This window comes from Micromonospora sp. NPDC048040 (assembly GCF_055587185.1).
In genome coordinates, this window is record NZ_JBVJGT010000037.1 from 38,628 (window position 1) to 57,330 (window position 18,703).

Below are 18,703 nucleotides of genomic sequence, written 5' to 3' on the forward strand. Positions count from 1 at the left end.
GGCGACACCGGCTGGTCGGTCTGGCGTGACGCGCTGCTGCGCAGCGCCGGGTTCCCCGCCGACGGCCTGGACCGCTTCGCCGCACCGGACTGCGCCGACGCCGCCGACCGTCACCTCGCCGGTGACCTCGACGCGCCGGCATTCACGGCCGCGTACGCCGACGCCACCCGGGCGTCCTCGGCGGCGGTGTGCGAGCTCGCCGCCGACCCGCTGTTCCGTGAGGCCGTGACCTGGCAGAACCCGGACATCCTGGTGGCGCTCGACGGGCTGGTCAAGGACGGCCCCGACGGGCCACGCAACGTCCGCCGCCGGGGCCGGGAAAACGTCGTCGCCGGATACTGGCAACGCTACGTCGCCAAGTGCGAAACCATCGGCTTCTTCGGGCCGGTGTGCTGGGGCACCGTCGAACCCGGCCCGGCCACCATCACCACCAAGCCCGGCCCCGGCATGCTCCGCCAGCGCACCGTCCACCTCGAATACTGGGCCCTGTCCGCGTACGCGGACACACTGGCGGCAGACCCGCTGGTGCGGGCCTGGCTGGCCCCGACCCTGGCGCCGCACGCCCACCTGGACGGGCGGGTCGTGCACCGGCCCGCCCAGCGCCCGACGCCGGTGTCGCTGACCGAGTCGATCGCGCTGGCATGGTGCGACGGCAGCCGCCCCGCGCGGCAGATCGTCGACGACCTGGTCCGCGACGAGCAGACCGGCGTACGCCGGGCCGAGGAAGGCTTCCTGCTGCTGGCGCACCTGGCCGAACGGGGCCTGCTGCGCTGGGACTTCGACCTGCCGCAGGGCTTCGCCGCGGAGGCGCGCCTGCGCGAGCGAATCGCCGCCATCGGCGACCCGGCCCTGCGAGAAAACACCCTGGCCGGGCTGAACCGGCTCGCCGAAGCCCGGACCCGGGTCGCCGACGCCGCCGGCGACCCCACCGCACTGGCCGACGCGCTGTCCGCGCTGGACACCGAGTTCACCGAACTGACGGGGCTGCCGCCGCGCCGCCGGGCCGGGCAGAACTACGCCGGACGGGCGCTGTGCCACGAGGAGACCGCCCGCGACGTGGAGTTCACGGTCGGCACCGGCCTGCTCGACGCCCTGGCCCCGGCACTGGCGTGTGCGTTGCAGGCGGCGCGCTGGCTCACCGCCGAACTGGCCACGGCGTACGGCGACGCGCTGCGCGACCTGTACGCCGAGTTGAGCGGCGACGGACCGGTCCGGCTCGGCGACCTGTGGTTCCTCGCCCAGGGACCGCTGTTCGGGCCCGGCGACCGGCCCGTCGACCGGGTCGCACACGAATTCGCCTCCCGCTGGGAACGGGTGCTCGGCCTCGCCGACCTGCCCGCCGACGCCGCACGGCTGGAGGTCAGCTCGGCCGAGCTGGCGCCCCGGGTGGCCGCGCAGTTCCCGGCGACCCGTCCCGGCTGGAGCGCGGGCCGGGTGCACAGCCCGGACCTGCAAATCTTCGCGGAATCGCCGCAGGCGCTGGCCGACGGCAAGTTCGCAGCAGTGCTCGGTGAGCTACACGCGGCCTACGCGACGTTCAACGCCGAGCTGTTCACGCACTGCCATCCCGACCTGGACCGACTGCGGCGCGCGTACGCGGCGGACCTGGGCTCGGGACGGCTGCGCCCGATCTACCCGGTCGACTTCCCCCGGGTCGGCGGCCGGTTGTCGGCGTCGCTGTCCGGGCCCGACGACTACCAGCTCGCGTTCGCCGACGCGCCGGGCGCCCGGCGGGACCGGCTCGTGCCGGCCAACGCCGCCCTGGTGTCCGAAGCGGACGGCACCATGGTGGCGACCGGGCCCGACGGCACCCGCTGGCCGCTGGTCGACGTGTTCTCCGACCTGATCGCGGTGCACGCCGCCGACGCGTTCAAGCTGATGACCGAGCGCCCGCACAGCCCCCGGATCACCGTGGACACACTGGTGCTGGCCCGGGAGACATGGCGCACCACGGTCGGGCAGACCGGCCTGACCAGCGCCATCGACCAGGCACAGCGCTACCTCGCGGTACGCCGGTGGCGGGCCGCGCTGGGCCTGCCGGAGCGGGTCTTCATCCGGGTGGCCACCGAACTCAAACCCACGTACGCCGACCTGACCAGCCCGCTCTACGCCAACCGGCTCTGCCTGCTGCTGCGGGCGGCACACCACGCGGGCGGCGACGACGTGCCGGTGACGGTGTCGGAGCTGCTGCCCGGGTCGCCGCAGGCGTGGCTGCCCGACGGCCAGGGCCGCCACTACGTCAGCGAGCTGCGCCTGCACATCAGCGATCCGGCCGATCCGAAGGGAATGCCGTGACGAGCGAGACAGTGGAGCCGATCGCCATCGTCGGGCTCAGCCTGCGCGTACCAGGGGCGTCGTCGGCGGACGAGTTCTGGCGCAACCTGGTCGACGGCACCGAGTCGTTCACCCGGTTCAGCCGGGCCGAGCTGCTGGCGCGCGGCGTCAGCGAGGACGAACTCGACGATCCGGCGTACGTGCCGGTGGCCGCCGTGCTCGACCAGTTCGACCACTTCGACGCGGGCCTGTTCGGAATGAGCCCGCGCGACGCGGAGCTGGCCGACCCGCAGCAGCGGCTGTTCCTGGAACACGCGCACGCCGCCCTGATCGACGCGGGCTGCGACCCGACCCGCTACGACGGCGAGATCGGCGTCTACGCGGGCAGCAACGCCGACCTCTACCAGTGGCTCAACGTCCGGCGCAACCCGCAGGCGCTGGCGGGCGCGGGCGAGCTGCGGGTGTCGCTGGGCAACAAGCCCGACTACCTGGCCAGCACCGTGTCGTTCCGGCTCAACCTGCGCGGCCCCGCGATGACCGTGCAGACCGCCTGCTCGTCGTCGCTGGTTGCGGTACACCTGGCCAGCGAGGCGCTGCGCAACGGCGAGTGCGACACGGCGCTCGCGGGCGGTGTGTGCGTGGAGCTGCCGCACGCCGTCGGGTACGTCGCCGACGACGGCTACACATCCGCCGACGGGCACTGCCGCCCGTTCGACGCGCAGGCCAACGGCACCGTCTACGGCAGCGGCGTCGGGGTCGTCGTGCTCAAACGGCTCGCCGACGCGCTGGCCGACGGAGACGACATCCGGGCGCTGATCATCGGCAACGCGGTCAACAACGACGGCACGACCAAGGCGAGCTTCACCGCGCCCAGCGTCAGCGGGCAACTGGAGGTCGTCGTCCAGGCCCTCGCGGTCGCCGGCGTCGCCCCCCGCTCGGTCAGCTACGTGGAGGCCCACGGCACCGGCACGGTCCTCGGCGACTCGATCGAGATCGCGGCGCTGACGGCGGCCTACGGGCGGCGCGCCACCGAGCGGGGCTGGTGTGGGGTCGGCTCGACCAAAGCCAACATCGGCCACCTCAGTGCGGCCGGTGGCGTGATCGGCCTGATCAAGACCGTCCTGTCGATGCAGCACCGGCTCATCCCGCCCAGCATCAACTACGACCGGCCGCACCCGGAGATCGACTTCGAGGCGAGCCCGTTCTACGTGGTGTCGACGCTGACCAAGTGGGAGCCCGAGGAGCAGCGGCCGCTGCGAGCCGGGGTGAGCTCCCTCGGCCTCGGCGGCACCAACGCCCACCTGCTGCTCCAGGAAACACCGCCTCCCGCACCCGCTGCAACGCCGGGTCACGGCGGTGGCGAGCTGATCCAAGTGTCCGCCGCGACCCCGGCCGCGCTGGCGGCGGCGTGCGCCCAGGTGGCCACCCGGCTCACCGACCGGCCCGAGCTGGCACTGCACGATGTGGCGCACACGTTGCGGGAGGGACGTCCGGTCTATCAGCACCGGGCCGCCGTCGTCGCGGTGGACCGGACCCAGGCGGCCGCAGCGCTGACCGACCCGAAGCGCCGGGCCAGCGGGGACGCCGCGACGGTGCCCCGCGTGGGCCTGCTCTTCTCCGGCCAAGGCTCGCAGCACCCCGGCATGGGCGCGCACCTCGCCGCGACCGAGCCGCTGTTCGCGGCCACCGTCGACGAATGCGCCCGGATCCTCGGCTGGGACCCCCACGAGCTGATCTTCAGCACGCAGCCCGGCGCTGACGAGCGGCTGGCCGAACCCGCGGTGCTGCAACCCGCCCTGTTCACCGTCGAATACGCCACCGCGATGCTGTGGCGGCACTGGGGCGTCACGCCCGCCGCGATGATCGGCCACTCCATCGGTGAACTGGTGGCGGCGACCGTGGCCGGGGTCTTCGACCTGCCCGACGCGCTGCGGCTCGCGGCCGCCCGGGGCCGCCTGGTCCAGGCCGCGCCGCAGGGCCGCATGCTCGCCGTGCAGCGCGGCGCCGACGAGATCTCGCCCCTGCTGCCCGCCGGCGTAGCGGTGGCGATCAGCAACGCGCCCAACACCTGCGTGCTGGCCGGCGCACCAGAGCCGGTGACCGCCTTCGCCGACACCCTGCGCGAACGCGGCGTCAACTGCACGCTGCTGCGCTCGCCGTACGCGATGCACGTGCCGCTGCTGGACCCGGTGCGCGACGAGTTCGCAGCGCTGGTGGCGGCGGTGCCGCGCCGGGCGCCGAACCTGCCGGTGTGGTCGGCCGCGACCGCCGCACCGTTCACCGACGAGCAGGTCACCGACCCGGCGTACTGGGGGGAACAGCTGTGCCGCCCGGTGCGGTTCGGGACCACGGTGGCAGGGCTCGCCGCGACCGGTGCCGCCGACGAGTGGCTGCTGCTGGAGTGTGGTCCCGGCCGCCAGCTCGCCGGGCTCGCCCGGCTCAGCCTGCCGCAGGGAGCCAGGGCGCCGCTGCGTACGCTGCCCGCGCCCGGGGAGAAGCTGACCGACCGGCAGACCGCCTACGAGGCGGCGGGCCGGTTGTGGACGGCCGGGGTCCCCGTACGCCTGCCCACGCCCGACAAGCCACGCCTGGTGCCCCTGCCCGGTTACCCGTACCAGCGGACCAGGCACTGGATCGACCCGGCGCCGGTGGCCGCACCTGCCGAACCGGCCGCCGACCGCCGCTACGACGACGGGGTCGTCGAGGTACCGGTCTGGCACCAACTGCCCGCCACGGCACCCGCCGAGGCACCCGGTCAGCTGCTGCTCTTCGCGGCCGGTGAGCGTGGCACGGCCCTCGCGGCCCGCCTGCGTGAGCGCGGCACCGACGTCACCGTGGTCCGCCCCGGGGCTGCCTTCGCCGTCCGCCCCGGCGGCTACCAGCTGCGCGCTACCAACGCCGCCGACTACCAGCGGCTGCTCGACGAGTGCGCCGACGACGGTCGGGCCGCCCGGATCGTGCACGCCTGGGCGCTGGACGGCGACCCGGCCGGCAACGACGTGGATGCCGTGGCGGCGGCCCAGGAGCACGGGTACTACGCGCTGCTGACGCTGCTGGACGCGCTGCCGGCCGCCGACGTGGAGCTGGACGTGGTCACCGCCGGAGTGGCCGACGTGACCGGGGCCGACCTGGTACGCCCGGAGCACGCCACGGCGGCCGGGGTGGTGCGCTCGCTGCCGCTGGAACGCCCGCAGGTGCGCTGCCACTGGATCGACGCCGACCCGGGCGACCTCGGCGTGGACGCGGTGGCGGACGAACTGCTCGGCACCGAGCGGGCCGAGACGGTCGCGCTGCGGCTGGGCGGGCGCCGCTGGACCCGCGAATTCGTTCCGGTCCGACCGGGTGGGCGTACCTCCTCCGGATGGGGCATCCGCGACGGCGGCCGCTACCTGATCACGGGCGGCCTGGGCCGCGTCGGCAGCGCGTTCGCCGCCGAACTGGCCCGGCGCGGCGCGCAGCTGGTGCTCGTGAGCCGCACCGCGCAGCCGCCGCCGGCCACGATCGAGGCCCTGGAGCAGGCGGGCGCCCGGGTGCGTCACCTCACCGCCGACGTGGCCGACGCGGACGCCATGCGGGCGGTACGCGCCGAAGTCCTGCGTGACCTCGGCGGCCTCGACGGCATCATCCACGCCGCGAAGCTGCCCGACACCGGCCTGTCCGCCGGGTCGCGGCTGACCGAGGCGGCGGCGGAACTGCGGCCGAAAGTCACCGGCACGCTGGTGCTGCGCGAGGTCTTCGGTGACCTGCCGCTCGACTTCGTGGCGCTGACCTCGTCGGTGACCGCGCTCGCAGGTGGCCTGGGCCGCGCCGACGACACGGCCGCCAACGCATTCCTCGACGCGTACGCGCGCAGCCCGCACGGCTGGCCGGCCCGCCTCGTGTCGCTGGCCTGGGGCGCGTGGCAGGAGGAGGGCGTGCCCGAACACGACGGGCTGCCCCCCGCGGCGGCGGTCGCCGCGGGGCAGCGGGTCCTCGCCGAGGGCCGCACCGGCACGGTGGCGATCGGCGCCTACACGGTGGCCGCGGTCGCGGGCCACGAGCGGCGACTCGGCTCGGCCGCCGCCACGGTTACCTCCACCGTGGCCGCCGCCGACGGCGACCTGACCGCCACCATCGCCCGGATTTGGGGCGACGTCCTCGGTGTCGCCGAGGTCAGCCCGCACGACAACTTCTTCCGGCTGGGCGGCACATCGCTGGTGGCGGCGCAGCTGGTGCTGCGCATCCGCCAGGCTGTCGGCGCCCGGCTGTCCATGCGGGTGCTGTTCGACGCGCCGACCGTCGCCGCGATGGCCGCCCGGATCGAGTCGCTGCGCGGCGCCCCACCGGCCGCCCACGCGGAGGCACCCATCCCGCGCCTCCGCAGACCGGGACAACCAACATGACCGAGTCGCGGCAGGACCTCACGGCGGTGGGCGACGTCTACACCGTCCCCGCCTCCTACGCCCAGGAACGGGTCTGGTTCACCGCCCAGCTCAGCCCCGGGCAGCCGCTGTTCACGATGACCGATGCGGTCACCCTGCCACCGGGCGCGGGGCCGGAGCAGGCGCTCGCCGCGCTGCGGGCCGTCACCGAACGGCACGAGGCCATGCGCACCACCCTGCGCCTGACCGACGGCGAGCTCCACCAGGACATCCACCCCACTGTGCCGATCGAGCTGCCGGTGACCGACCTGTCCGGGCTGACCGAGCCGGACCGGGAACGCGCCCGCGCGGAGATCGTCGCCGAGTACGCCCGCCTCGACCTGCCGATGGACAGCGCACCGCTGTGGCGGGCGCGGCTGCTGCGGCTCGGCGCGGACACCTGGTGGCTGCTGTTCGCCGGGCACCACGTCATCCTTGACGGCACCTCACTGCTCAACCTGCGCGCCGAGCTGACCGAGCTGTGCGCCGCCGCCGTCGCGGGTCGGGCGCCGGACCTGCCCGACCTGCCCATCCAGTACGCCGACTACGCCGCCTGGGAACGCGATCGCCTCGACGGCCCCCGGTGGGGTCAGCTGCGCGACTTCTGGCGGGAGACGCTGACCGGCCTGCCCGCCGTGCACGCGCTGACCACCGACCATCCGCGCCCGTCGACTCGCACGTTCAGCGGCAGCGACGTACGCCGCACCCTGCCCGACAGTGTGGCGCAGGCGCTACCCGAGTTGTCCCAGCAGGCCGCCGCGACCCCGTTCATGGTGCAGCTGGCGGCCTACGTCGCGCTGCTGCACCGGCTGTCGGGCAGCGACGACATCGTGGTCGGCATGCCGGTGGTGGGCCGCGACCGCACCGAGTTGGAGCCGCTGCTGGGCATGTTCATGAACATGCTGGTGCTGCGGGTCGACGTCTCTGGTGATCCGCCGTTCCTGACCCTGCTCCGCCGGGTGCGCCGCGTCGTGCTCGACGCGTGGGACCACCAGGACATGCCGTTCCAGAAGCTCGTCGAGGACCTGGCGGTGCGGCGCGACCCCGGCGTACCGCCGCTGTACCAGGTCACGTTCCACCACCTGCCGACCGGCCGCGGTGAGGCGTTCGGCGGCGCCATGGACGACCTGTCGCTGGAGATCGCCGGCGACGAACTGCGGCTGGAATACAACACCGCACTGTTCACCACCTCCACCATGGAGGCGTTCGCGGACCGCTACCTGCTGCTGCTCGCGACCGCTGCCGCAGCGCCGCGGACCAGGGTGGGCGCGCTGCCGATCATGTCGGACGCCGAGCGTGCCCAGGTCGTGACCGGCTGGAACGCCACCGATGCCCCGGTGCGCCAGACCACCCTGGCGGAGCTGTTCGACGCCCAGGCCCGGCGTACGCCGGACGCGGTCGCGCTGGTCGACGGCGGCACCCGGCTGACCTACGCCGAGTTGTCCGCCGCCGCCGAGCAGGTGGCACGGCGGCTGACCGCGCAGGGCGTGGGGCCCGAGTCGATCGTCGCCATCCACGAGCCCCGCTCCAGCCGCCTGGTCGTCGGACTGCTCGGCATTCACCGGGCCGGTGCGGCGTACCTGCCGTTGGACCCGGACTATCCGGCGCAGCGGCTGGCCTACATGCTCGCGGACGCCGGCGCCGAGGTGCTGCTGGCCGACGAGGTGCCGGAAGGGCTGGCGGTACCGGGCGTGGTGCTGCCGCTGACCGGCCCGGACCAGCCCGAGACCGCCGCGGGCACCGCCGCCGGGCCGGGCAACGCGGCGTACCTGATCTACACGTCAGGATCCACCGGGCGACCGAAGGGCGTGATCAACGAGCACGCCGGCATCGTCAACCGGCTCGACTGGATGCAGGACACCTTCGGGCTCGGACCGGACGACGCCGTGCTGCACAAGACACCGATCGGTTTCGACGTGTCGGTGTGGGAGGTGTTCTGGCCGCTCATCGTGGGCGCGCGGCTGGTGCTGGCCCAGCCGGGCGGACACCGCGACCCGACGTACCTGCGGGATCTGATCGAGCGGGAGCGGGTCACCACCGTCCACTTCGTCCCGTCGATGCTGGACGCCTTCCTGGCCACGGCCGGTCCCGCCGACCTCGCCCGGTGCGGGTCGCTGCGGCGGATCGTGTGCAGCGGCGAGGAGCTGCCGCTCGAACTCGCCCGCCGGACCGTGGCCGCTCTCCCGGCCGCCGCGCTGCACAACCTCTACGGGCCCACCGAGGCCGCGATCGACGTCACTGCCTGGGCGGTGACGCCCATCGCGCTGGCCGGGGCCACCCGGGTGCCGATCGGCGGGCCCATCCGCAACGTCCGCACCTATGTGCTCGACCAGGCTCTGCAGCCGGTACCGGTCGGCATCGCCGGGCAACTCCACCTCGGCGGGGTGCAGGTGGCCCGGGGCTACCTGCACCGCCCCGAACTCACCGCCCGCACGTTCGTCCCCGACCCGTTCGACGACACCGGCGGGCGGCTCTACGCCACGGGTGACCTGGCCCGCTGGCGGACCGACGGCACGCTGGAGTTCCTCGGCCGCATCGACGACCAGGTGAAACTGCGTGGCCTGCGGATCGAACTGGGGGAGATCGCCGCCGTGCTGCGCGAGCAGCCGGGCATCAGCTCCGCCGCCGTCACCGTACGCGGTGCCACGCCCGCCGAACAGCGCCTGGTGGCGTACGTGACGCTGGCAGCGGGAACCGAGGCCCTGGACCACGCAGCGCTGCGGGAGGCGCTGAAGCGGCGCCTGCCGGAATACATGGTGCCGTCGGCGTTCGTGCCGCTGGACGCGCTGCCCCTGTCACCCAACGGAAAGCTGGACACCGCCGCGCTGCCCGCGCCCGCGCACGACGGCAGCCCCGCTGCCGGGCGCCGGCCACCGGTCACCCCGGTCGAGCAGGCCATCGCCACCGCCTGGCAGGACGTGCTGGGGGTCACCGACGTCGGGCTCGACGACGACTTCTTCGAACTGGGCGGGCATTCGCTGCTGGCGATCCGGATGCTGGCCACGCTGCGCGACGCGTACGGGCACATCGACGTCGGCGTGATGGACGTGTTCCAGCACTCCACCGTGCAGGGGCTGGCCGCGCTGATCGACGGCCCCGCGGACCAGGAACGCCGGCGACCGCTGCTCTACGAACTGACCAAGCCGGTCCCGGCGGGACAGCGGGTGCGGACCTACGTGTGCGTACCCTACGGCGGCGGACTCGCCAGCATCTACCAGCCGCTCGCGGACGAACTGCCGCCCGGACACACGCTGTTCTCAGTGGCGGTCCCCGGACATGACGTCGGGGTCAGCGACACGGAGCTGCCCTTCGATGAGCTGGTCGACCGGTGCGTGGCCGAGATCCAGGACCGGGTGGACGGCCCGCTGGTCCTGTACGGCCACTGCGTCGGCGGCGCCCTGCTGACCGGTATCGCCCGGCGGCTGCACGAGCAGGGCCGCCCGATCGAAGCGATCTACGCGGGCGGCGTCTTCCCGACGGCCCGGCCGGACAACATGCTCGGCCGCCTGGTCGACTGGGTCGACTCCCGTGGCGCGGACCGGCGTTACGAGACGTTCCTCCGCTCGATCGGTGCCGAACTGGCCGACCTGGACCAGGCGCAGGTCGACCGGTTCGTCCACCACGTGCGGCGGGAGGCCGCCGAGGCGCAGGAGAAGTTCACCGAGTGGCTGGAGGCCGAGCCGGTCCAGGTGGCCGCGCCGGTGATCTCCGTCGTGGGCACCCACGACATGCTCACCGAGTACTACGAGGAGCGCTACCGCGAGTGGAGCTTCCTCGGCGAAACCACCGCGCTGGTGGTCCTCGACCAGGCCGGACACTACTTCGTCAAGCAGCGGGCCAAGGCGCTCGCCGAGGTGGTCACCCAGACCCATCTCCGGCTCGCCGAGCCCTCCGCCGCGCAGGCCACCGCGGACCGGCTCGCCGGTGACGCCTGGGAACTAGCCGCCACCAGCGCCGACCCCGTCACCGCCGGCGCCGGCGTGCAGCCCGGCGTAGGCCGGTTCCTGGCGCTCACCGCCAGCCAGCTGATCTCGGCCACCGGCTCGGCGCTGACCCAGTGGGCCGTACCCGTCTGGGTCTACCTGACCACCGGGTCGATGCTGTGGTTCGGCCTGTCCGGGGTGATCGCCTACCTCCCCGCACTGCTGGCGCTGCCGGTCGCGGGTGCCGTCGCGGACCGCTTCGACCGGCGCAAGGTGCTGCTCGCCGCGTGCGCGACCGCGGTGACGGCGGCGGCGCTGCTGGCCACGCTGCTGTGGACCGATCAGCTGGGGCTGGCCGCCGTCTACACCCTGGTCTGTGTGCTCGGCGCCGCGTCGGTGTTCCAACGCATCACCTACCTGGCCGCGATCCCGCAGGTCATGCCGAAGCGCTACCTGGGGCACGCCAACGGCATCGCCCAGCTGGCCGTGGGGCTCAGCTCGCTGGCGGTGCCGCTGCTGGCGGCGGGCCTGCTCGCGGCGATCGACCTGACCGGCATCCTGCTGATCGACATCGTGAGCTACGCGGTCGCGATGAGCGTCCTCGCGGTGGTGAAGTTTCCCAAGCTGCTCGGCCGCCGCCGCAAGGAGCCGTTCCTGGCCGAGCTGATCGGCGGCGCGCGGATGACGTGGGCGGAGCCGGGGTTCCGGGCCATGCTGGGCTTCTTCTCGCTCTACAACCTCTGCCTGGCCAGCCTGATGCTGGTGCCGCCGATGGTGCTCGCGTTCGGCACGATGGGCCAGGTCGGCACGGTCGCGTTCGCCGAGGCGCTGGGCGCTGTCCTGGGCGGACTCGTGATCGCGGCATGGGGCGGCCCGACCAGGCGCCGGATGCCCGCCCTGATCGCGATCGCGTTCGGGGTCGCGATCAGCCTGGTGCTCAGCGGCGTACGCCCGAACCTTGTGCTGGTCGCGCTCGGCAGCTTCGGCGTGGGCCTGGGCCTGGGCCTGCACAACGGCATCTACCTGTCGATCATCCAGGTGAAGGTGCCGCAGCGCTTCCACGGCCGGGTGCTGGCGATCATCCAGACACTGACCTGGGCGACGCTGCCGCTGGGCTTCGCCGTACTGGTGCCGCTGAGCGGATCGGTGCTGGAGCCGATGTTCGCTCCGGGCGGCGCCCTGGCCGACAGCGTCGGTGCCCTGATCGGGACCGGCCCTGGCCGAGGGCTCGGGTTCGCGTTCGTCGTGTCCGGGCTGGCCCTGGCCGCGGTGTCGCTGGTCGCCTACGGCCAGCGCCGGTTGCGCCTGTTCGACACCGAGACCCCCGACGCTCCGGCGGACGCGACCGAGTGGCTACCGCGCCAGCGCCGCCGCCGGGTCGACGATCTGTAGCCGCAGTTCCGAGGCGTACGCCTGGCCGTCCGCATCGGTCAGCCAGGCGTCGCCCGGGCCGGGCAGCAACTCGGTGATGGTCAGCCCGACCCCGTCGCCGCCCTTGGAGTGCGCGCCGCGCAGCAGGGTGCACAGCAACCGGGTGTAGACGCCGCTGGTCAGGTCGACGAAGCTCGGTTTGAGCTCGGTGTCGACCCGGACGAAGATCTGCTCGGGCAGGCCGAGGGCGAGCCTCCAGCGCCGCACCGCGAGGTAGCGTTCCCGCTCGCCCTTCACCTTGTGCAGCCCGGTGTCGCCGACCGTGGTGCGCCAGGTCTCGCGAACCAGCACGAGGTCGTCGACGGTGATACGCGGGGTGTGCCCGACGTTGCCGGCCAGCTTCCACGTGTCGAACACCTGGTAGTCGAAGAGCTGCGCGAACACCTCCAGCAGCGGCCACTGCCGTCCGTCGCCCGCGTGCACCCGCAGGCTGCCGTCGGCTTCGGGTCGCACGGTGAGGCCGGTGATCGGCACGACGCGGTCCGGGTCGGCGCCGGGGGCGCTGACGAAGCCGAGCTGCACGTCGGCGGGCCCGTGCAGCCATTCCGCGATGCGGGCCGTGTGCCGGGGCCAGTCCACCGGGGCCAGCAGCCGCACCCGGCCCTCGGGCAGGTCGGCCCGCATGCCGTCCCGCAACCGCTGCGGCTCCGGGTGCCCGTACGCGAAAAAGTGCGTGTCGAACGCGGCCAGGGCCACGTGCAGTTCGCCGAGCACGACGGTGAAGTCTCCCCGCAGCAGGGCCGCCTCGTCCGGGGCGCACAGATGCAGGTCGGGGCTGTGAATCCGGGCGGCGGCCCAGCCGGGCGCGGTGGCTCCGAACGCCGCGGCGACCCGCTCGGTCAGCTCGGCGGCGCCGAACCGCAGCTCCCGGACGTCGGCATCGGCATCGGCATCGGCCAGGCCGAGCACCTTCGCCCACCGGGCCAGGAAATCGGCGGTGACGGCGGCGCTGGGCGGGTTTTCCCCGAACACGACCGCCTGAGCCAGGAACCACAGGTCGGGCAGCGGGACGTTCGCACTGGCCGAATCGGCCGACAGATCACGGTAGAGGGCGGCCAACGCCTCGGCGTACGCGGCGCCGATCGCCGCCGTCAGCCACCGGGCCGACAGCAGCAGCGGCTCCAGCGGAGCAAGCCGCTCCAGCAGCGTGTCACCGAAGCTGATGTCCAGGTCGCGTACGGTTTCCAGGTGGCACAGAGTGCGCCCGGCGTACACCTCGCCGGGGCGTTGCTGCGCGGCCTGACCGGTCAGCTCGACGAACTTACGCTCCAGTGCGGACATGGCTGCGGCCAGGGCGTCCGCGCCGTCGGCGGCGGCCACCGCGTCGCGCAGCGCGCTGACGGTGGCCAGCTCACCGAGCACCCGGTCGCGGACCAGGTCGTCGCCGATCGCGGCGAGCTGTTCGCGCAGCACATCCTCCGCGGTGAGGTCGATCGGCAGGTCGAACCCGATCCGTAGCACGCCACGCTCGGCGAGTTCGTCGAGCTGCGCGTACACGTCGGCGGCGCGGCGGAACCCGCTCGCCGGGTCCGCGACCAGCGCGGCGGCGAGGTCCGCGACGCGCGATCGCCGCTGCGCCAGAGTGAGCAGCGCGGCCGTCGCCGCCGGCAGCGCCTGCGGCGCGCGGTGCGGATGCAGCAGCACCCCGTCCCGCAGCGTCAGCTGGGGTGCCAGCCGCACCGGCAGCCAGTCCCGCACGTCCTCCGCGCGGGCGAAGGCCTCGCCGAGCGCGTCCAGCGCCCACCGCTCCAGAAAGACCCGGCGGGTACGCGTCAGAGCCGCACCCGGGCGCACCGTGGCGACGGGACCGGGGCCGCCCAGTTCTGTCCAGCAAATGGGCCCGAAGAAACCGACGGTGTCGTTCTTGAGGCAGTAACGCTGCCAGTATTTCGCGATGACCTCCTCGCGGTGCCGTCGGCGCAGGTTGCGCGGGGCGTGCGGGCCGTCGCGCCGGATCGCGTCGACCGCGAGCAGGACGGCCGGATTCTGCCAGACCAACGCGGTGCGGAACGTTTCGTCGCAGGCGATGTCGTGGACGGCCCGGCCGAGATCCGTTGCGGCGGCGTCGAACGCGGCCTCGAAGGCGGCCACGTCGGAGGTGCCGGTGAGATAGCTGTCGGCGGCCGCCGCGAGCGCGGGCGCGGCGAACCGCTGCATCCCGGCCACGGGGAATCCGGCCGACCGTAGCAGCGCTGAACGCCATACGTGCCATGGGGTTCCGGCGAGGGGCGTGAGATGCTCCTGGGGCATCCGGCAATGGTATGCATCCATGGACCTGCGGTGGGACGGGCAATGATGAGCTTCGGGCTGGTGTCGTTTGGCGAGGCGCTCGGCGATCCGGTACCGGTGGCGGATGTGGTGGGGCAGTACACCGACGACGTGAACCGGGTCCTCGGGTACGGCTACCGCCAGGTGCACCGCAGCGCGCCGGAGGTTGGCCTGACCGACCTCGCCGAGCAGGCCGCCCGTCAGGCCCTCGACGCCGCCACGCTCCCCGCCGTGCAGGTGGACCTGCTGGTGCTGGCCATCACCGACCTCACCGAATACCTCTACTGGGACGCCGCCGCCGACCTGGCGCACCGGCTCGGCGCGGTCAACGCCGAAGCGGTACTGCTCACTCAGGCGTGCACGACGGGAGTGCTCAGCTTCGACACCGTCGCGGGCAAGTTCGCCACCCACCCGCAGTACGCCAACGCCCTGGTGGTGGCCGCGAACCGGACCTGTGAGGCGTACTGGAACCGGATGGACACGCAGCCGATGGTCTTCTCCGACGGCGCCGTCGCCACGGTGGCCCGGCGCGGGCATTCCCGGCTGCGCTGGCTCGCCACGGAGGCCGCCACCGACGGCCGCTACGCCGCGTTCCACCGGCTCGACGTGGGCGGCGCGGCGGCACCCTTCGGCCCTGGTGCCGAGCCGCCCGCAGTACGCGACGTGTGGAACGTGATGGAGTTCTTCGACTACGACGCCGAGCAGTTCGAGCAGTTCGCCCGGGACCTCGACGAGCGGGCCGTGCGGGTCACCGAGCGGGCCTGCGAGCGGGCGGACGTCAAGGTCGCCGACCTGGCGCGCCTGATCCTCGTCAGCGACAACGAGCGGTCCATGGCGTCTCTGGCGCAGGCGCACGGGGTCCCGCTGGCGCGTACCAACCGGGAACTGGCGGCCGAGCACGGGCATCTCGGTGCGGCGGACCAGTTGTTCGGGCTGAGCCGCCTGCTCGCCGCCGGCGAACTCCGCGAGGGCGACCGGGTCGCGCTGACTTCGCTGGGCCGGGGCATGCACTGGGCCTGTACCATCGTCGAGGTATAAGCATCGATCGCCCGATCGGTCTGACAGCGCGCCACCGCTGCCGCCTGGTATCCACTCTGGAGGGACACTGGATGTCCAGTCGCCTGGTGCGGGTCGTCGCCGACGTGCTGGCGTTGCCGGTCGAGCAGGTCGACGCGCAGACCGGTCCCGCGACCACAGCGGCCTGGGTGAGCCTGCGCCACCTCCAAATCGTCGCAGCGGTCGAGGACGCGTACGGCATCGCCATCACGCCACGGGAGATCCGGGCCGTTCGGTCGGTGGCGGACCTGCGCGAACTGCTCGCGCAGCGGGGCGTCGACGAATGACGTCCGCCGCGCCGTCTCCGCTCAGCGACGCCGACCTCGGCACCGGGCTGTTCATCCGCCACTTCGAGGAGGAACTGCTCCGCCTGTACGCGGACGGCCACCTCAGCGGCACCACGCACACCTGCCTCGGCCAGGAATACATCCCGGTCGCGCTGGCCCCGCTGCTGACCCGGGACTTCGTGTTCAGCAACCACCGGGGGCACGGGCACTACCTGGCCCACTGCGCTGACCCGGACGGCCTGCTGGCGGAACTGCTCGGCCGGGAGGGCGGGGTGTGCCATGGACGCGGTGGCAGCCAGCACCTACGCCGGGAACGGTTCCTGTCCACCGGCGTGCAGGGGGAGAGCCTGCCCGCCGCCGTCGGCGTGGGGCTGCACCTCAACCGCACCGGGCAGGACGCGATCGTGGTGACCTACATCGGTGACGGCACCTGGGGCGAAGGCGCGGTCTACGAGGCGCTCAACATGGCGCAGCTGTGGCGGGTGCCGCTGCTGGTCGTGGTCGAGCACAACCGGATCGCCCAGTCCACCCCGACCACCGAGCAGCTGGCCGGGACCATCGGCGGCCGGGTCGCCGGGTTCGGAATCACCTTCAGCGAGTCGGATTCGCTGGACCTCAACGAGGTACGTGCCGCCGCCGCGCCGCACATCGAGCGGGTCCGCGCCACCCGGCAGCCGCACGTGCTGGTGCAGCACACGGTCCGGCTCGGCCCGCACAGCAAGGGCGACGACTCCCGCCCGGCCGACGAGATTCGCCGGCTGCGCCACCTCGACTGGCTGAAGCGGTACGCGGCCGCGTACCCGCCGCAGTTTTCGGCCGCCGACGCGCAGGCCCGGCAGCGGGTCGCGGAGATCTCGGCCGCGGCGCTGGCCCGGCCCCTGGTGGGCGGAGGCGTGGGGTGACGCGCGCCGAACGAATGAGTCAGAACCTCAACCGTGCCCTGCACGAGCTGTTCGCCGCCGACGAACGGGCCTGGCTGCTGGGCGAGGATGTCGTCGACCCTTACGGCGGCGCCTTCAAGGTCACCCAGGGCCTGTCGACGGCCTACCCGGACCGGGTGCTGTCGACACCGCTGAGCGAGAACGGCATCACCGGTGTGGCGGGTGGCCTGGCGCTCTGCGGTGACACGGTCATCGTCGAGATCATGTTCGCCGACTTCGTCGGCCTCGCCTTCGACCAGATCATCAACTTCCTCACGAAATCCGTCGCCATGTACGGCGAGCACACCCCGATGCGGGTCGTGATCCGCTGCCCCGTCGGCGGTGGGCGTGGCTACGGCCCGACGCACAGCCAGAGCGTGCAGAAGCACTTCATCGGCATCCCACACCTCGCGCTCTTCGAGCTGTCGCCGCTGCACGACGCGGCCGACGTGCTCGCCGCCGCGCTGCGCCGCGGCGAACCGTCCATGCTGTTCGAGGACAAGATCCTTTACACCCAGCCGAGGTACGTGGACAACCGCGTCGACGACCGCCTCGCCTTCGAGCTGCTGGGCGCGGACCGCAACTGGGCCCGCGTCTACGACCCGGCTGCCGCCGCCGCGCCGACGCTGGTCATCGCCCCCGGCGGGGTCGCCAACCGGGCGATCGCCGCCGCCCGGAAGGCGTGGGAGCAGGGGCGCAACGTCGAGGTGCTGGTCCCAGCCCGGCTCTACCCCTTCGATGTCGACGGCGTGCTCGGCCGGCTCGACGGTGCGGACGGCGTGATCATCGCCGAGGAGAGCACGGCTGGCGGCACCTGGGGGAGCGAGGTCGCCACCCGGCTCTACGCCGCCGCGTGGCCGCTGCTGCGTCGGCCGATCGAGCTTGTCAGCTCGGCCGCCAGCATCATCCCGTCGGCACCGCACCTGGAACGGGCGGTCCTGCTCAGCGCGGACACGATCCTGGAACGGATCATGCACCACTCCACTGGCGAGTCTGCCGCGTCGGGAGCGGCGAGTCGCGATCGGGCTGCGTCGCCCTGGGAAACGCCCGGCACGGTGGTGGCGCAGGTGGCGCCGGCTGTCGTGCTCGCTGACGAGGCGGCCGCGGAGCCGCCACGCGCTGGTGCAGCTCCGGCTCCCCGCAGCGGTTCGCCGCTGACCAGGCTGCGCCAGGCGCGGGCGGCGGAGCAGGGCGTCGCGGTGAGCGTACCCAAGCTCAACAACAACGACGACAGCTATGTGCTGCTGGAGTGGCTGGTCCCGGCCGGCGCCACTGTCGAGACCGGACAGTCGATCGCCGCGGTCGAAACCTCCAAGGCGGTCGAGGAGCTGGCAGCGACGCACGCGGGCGTGCTGCGCCAGGACCTCGCCGCCGGGGCCGACTGCGTCCCGGGCTCGACCATCGGCTACATCCTGTCCGCCGGTGCCGTCCCTGCTGCGACGCCCCCGGTCGCCGAGCCGTCCGTGGTGACGCAACCGGCGCTGCCGGGGCGGCCGCTGCCACCGCCGCAACGCCGCATCGCCGACGTGGTGGCGACCTCACACCGGGAGATCCCGGTTGCCTTCACCGCCGTGCGGGTCGACGTGACCGCCGCCCTCGCGTACGCGCGCCGGGCCGCCGACGAGACCGGCGCCGATGTCAGCCTGACCGAGATCGTCATCGCTGCCGTGGCCAGGTTGCACGAGCAGTTCCCGGCCCTCTACGCCCAGCTCACCGGGAACGGCCGGGTCATCGACGCGGCACAGCCGTCGGTCGGGCTCACCGTGGACGTCGGCACCGGGCTGTTCCTGCCGGTGATCCGCGACGCGGCGAAGCTGGACCTGGGCGACCTCGCCGACGCCGTGGTCGAGCTGCGGATGAAGGCGCTGCGCAACCGGCTACGCGAGGACGACATGGCCGGGATGAACTTCCTCGTCGCGCTCAACAACACCCCCGGCGTGATCTACGCCCAGCCGATCATCCCGCCCGGTGTCACCTGTGCCCTGTCGGTGCCCGACGTGCACCGCGAGGTCGTGCTGGACGTCGGAGGTGAGGTGCGCGAGCGGATGATGGCGGACCTCGGGCTGGCCTACGACCACCGGCTGGTCAACGGGGCGCAGGCCGGGGCGTACCTGGCCGCGCTGAGCGTCGCCCTGCAACGGTGA

At 73.3% G+C, this 18,703-nt stretch carries 8 protein-coding genes (1 of these 8 running past the window's edge); 7 read left to right on the forward strand and 1 reads right to left on the reverse strand.

What is annotated here, in order from left to right:
- The 3 genes in view from ACZ6O2_RS26260 to ACZ6O2_RS26270 are tightly spaced (each overlapping or abutting the next) and all read left to right on the forward strand, a layout consistent with a single transcriptional unit that may run on beyond the window.
- Positions 1-2,295 carry the 3' portion of a lantibiotic dehydratase gene (locus ACZ6O2_RS26260; protein WP_466024699.1) on the forward strand. The gene continues 21 nt to the left of window position 1, outside the view, so 2,295 of the gene's 2,316 nt are visible here — the last part of the coding sequence; the start codon falls outside the window, past its left edge; its stop codon occupies positions 2,293-2,295.
- Entirely contained in the window at positions 2,292-6,656 is a 4,365-nt protein-coding gene (locus ACZ6O2_RS26265; RefSeq protein ID WP_466024700.1) for a type I polyketide synthase, read from the forward strand. Before ACZ6O2_RS26260 ends, ACZ6O2_RS26265 begins: the two co-directional genes overlap by 4 nt.
- Positions 6,653-11,989: a non-ribosomal peptide synthetase/MFS transporter gene (locus tag ACZ6O2_RS26270; RefSeq protein WP_466024701.1), complete on the forward strand. Its 5,337-nt coding sequence runs from the start codon at positions 6,653-6,655 to the stop codon at positions 11,987-11,989. Before ACZ6O2_RS26265 ends, ACZ6O2_RS26270 begins: the two co-directional genes overlap by 4 nt.
- On the opposite strand, the gene ACZ6O2_RS26275 is transcribed toward ACZ6O2_RS26270, so the two are convergent.
- Positions 11,951-14,185, reverse strand: coding sequence for a lantibiotic dehydratase (locus tag ACZ6O2_RS26275; RefSeq protein WP_466024711.1), 2,235 nt, complete (start codon positions 14,183-14,185; stop codon positions 11,951-11,953). The genes ACZ6O2_RS26270 and ACZ6O2_RS26275 overlap by 39 nt on opposite strands.
- A 123-nt stretch (positions 14,186-14,308) precedes the next feature.
- Here ACZ6O2_RS26275 and ACZ6O2_RS26280 point away from each other — a divergent pair, with 123 nt between their 5' ends.
- From ACZ6O2_RS26280 to ACZ6O2_RS26295, 4 genes are all read left to right on the forward strand, one after another.
- Entirely contained in the window at positions 14,309-15,334 is a 1,026-nt protein-coding gene (locus ACZ6O2_RS26280) for a 3-oxoacyl-ACP synthase III family protein (protein ID WP_466024702.1), read from the forward strand.
- A gap of 71 nt (positions 15,335-15,405) precedes the next feature.
- Positions 15,406-15,639, forward strand: a complete 234-nt coding sequence (locus tag ACZ6O2_RS26285; RefSeq protein ID WP_350710113.1) for an acyl carrier protein — start codon at positions 15,406-15,408, stop codon at positions 15,637-15,639.
- Positions 15,636-16,541 carry a thiamine pyrophosphate-dependent dehydrogenase E1 component subunit alpha gene (locus tag ACZ6O2_RS26290; protein WP_466024703.1) on the forward strand — a complete coding sequence of 302 codons (906 nt, stop codon included), beginning with the start codon at positions 15,636-15,638 and terminating at the stop codon, positions 16,539-16,541. The genes ACZ6O2_RS26285 and ACZ6O2_RS26290 overlap by 4 nt, the downstream gene beginning before the upstream one ends.
- A gap of 14 nt (positions 16,542-16,555) precedes the next feature.
- Complete coding sequence (locus tag ACZ6O2_RS26295) at positions 16,556-18,703, forward strand: 2-oxo acid dehydrogenase subunit E2 (RefSeq protein ID WP_466024704.1); 2,148 nt, start codon at positions 16,556-16,558, stop codon at positions 18,701-18,703.

Coding starts and splice junctions, on each gene's coding strand:
- ACZ6O2_RS26275 (WP_466024711.1), bottom strand. CDS start 14,185: ATGCAGCGGTTCGCCGCGCCCGCGCTCGCGGCGGCCGCCGACAGCTAT.
- ACZ6O2_RS26270 (WP_466024701.1), top strand. CDS start 6,653: ATGACCGAGTCGCGGCAGGACCTCACGGCGGTGGGCGACGTCTACACC.
- ACZ6O2_RS26285 (WP_350710113.1), top strand. CDS start 15,406: ATGTCCAGTCGCCTGGTGCGGGTCGTCGCCGACGTGCTGGCGTTGCCG.
- ACZ6O2_RS26290 (WP_466024703.1), top strand. CDS start 15,636: ATGACGTCCGCCGCGCCGTCTCCGCTCAGCGACGCCGACCTCGGCACC.
- ACZ6O2_RS26295 (WP_466024704.1), top strand. CDS start 16,556: ATGAGTCAGAACCTCAACCGTGCCCTGCACGAGCTGTTCGCCGCCGAC.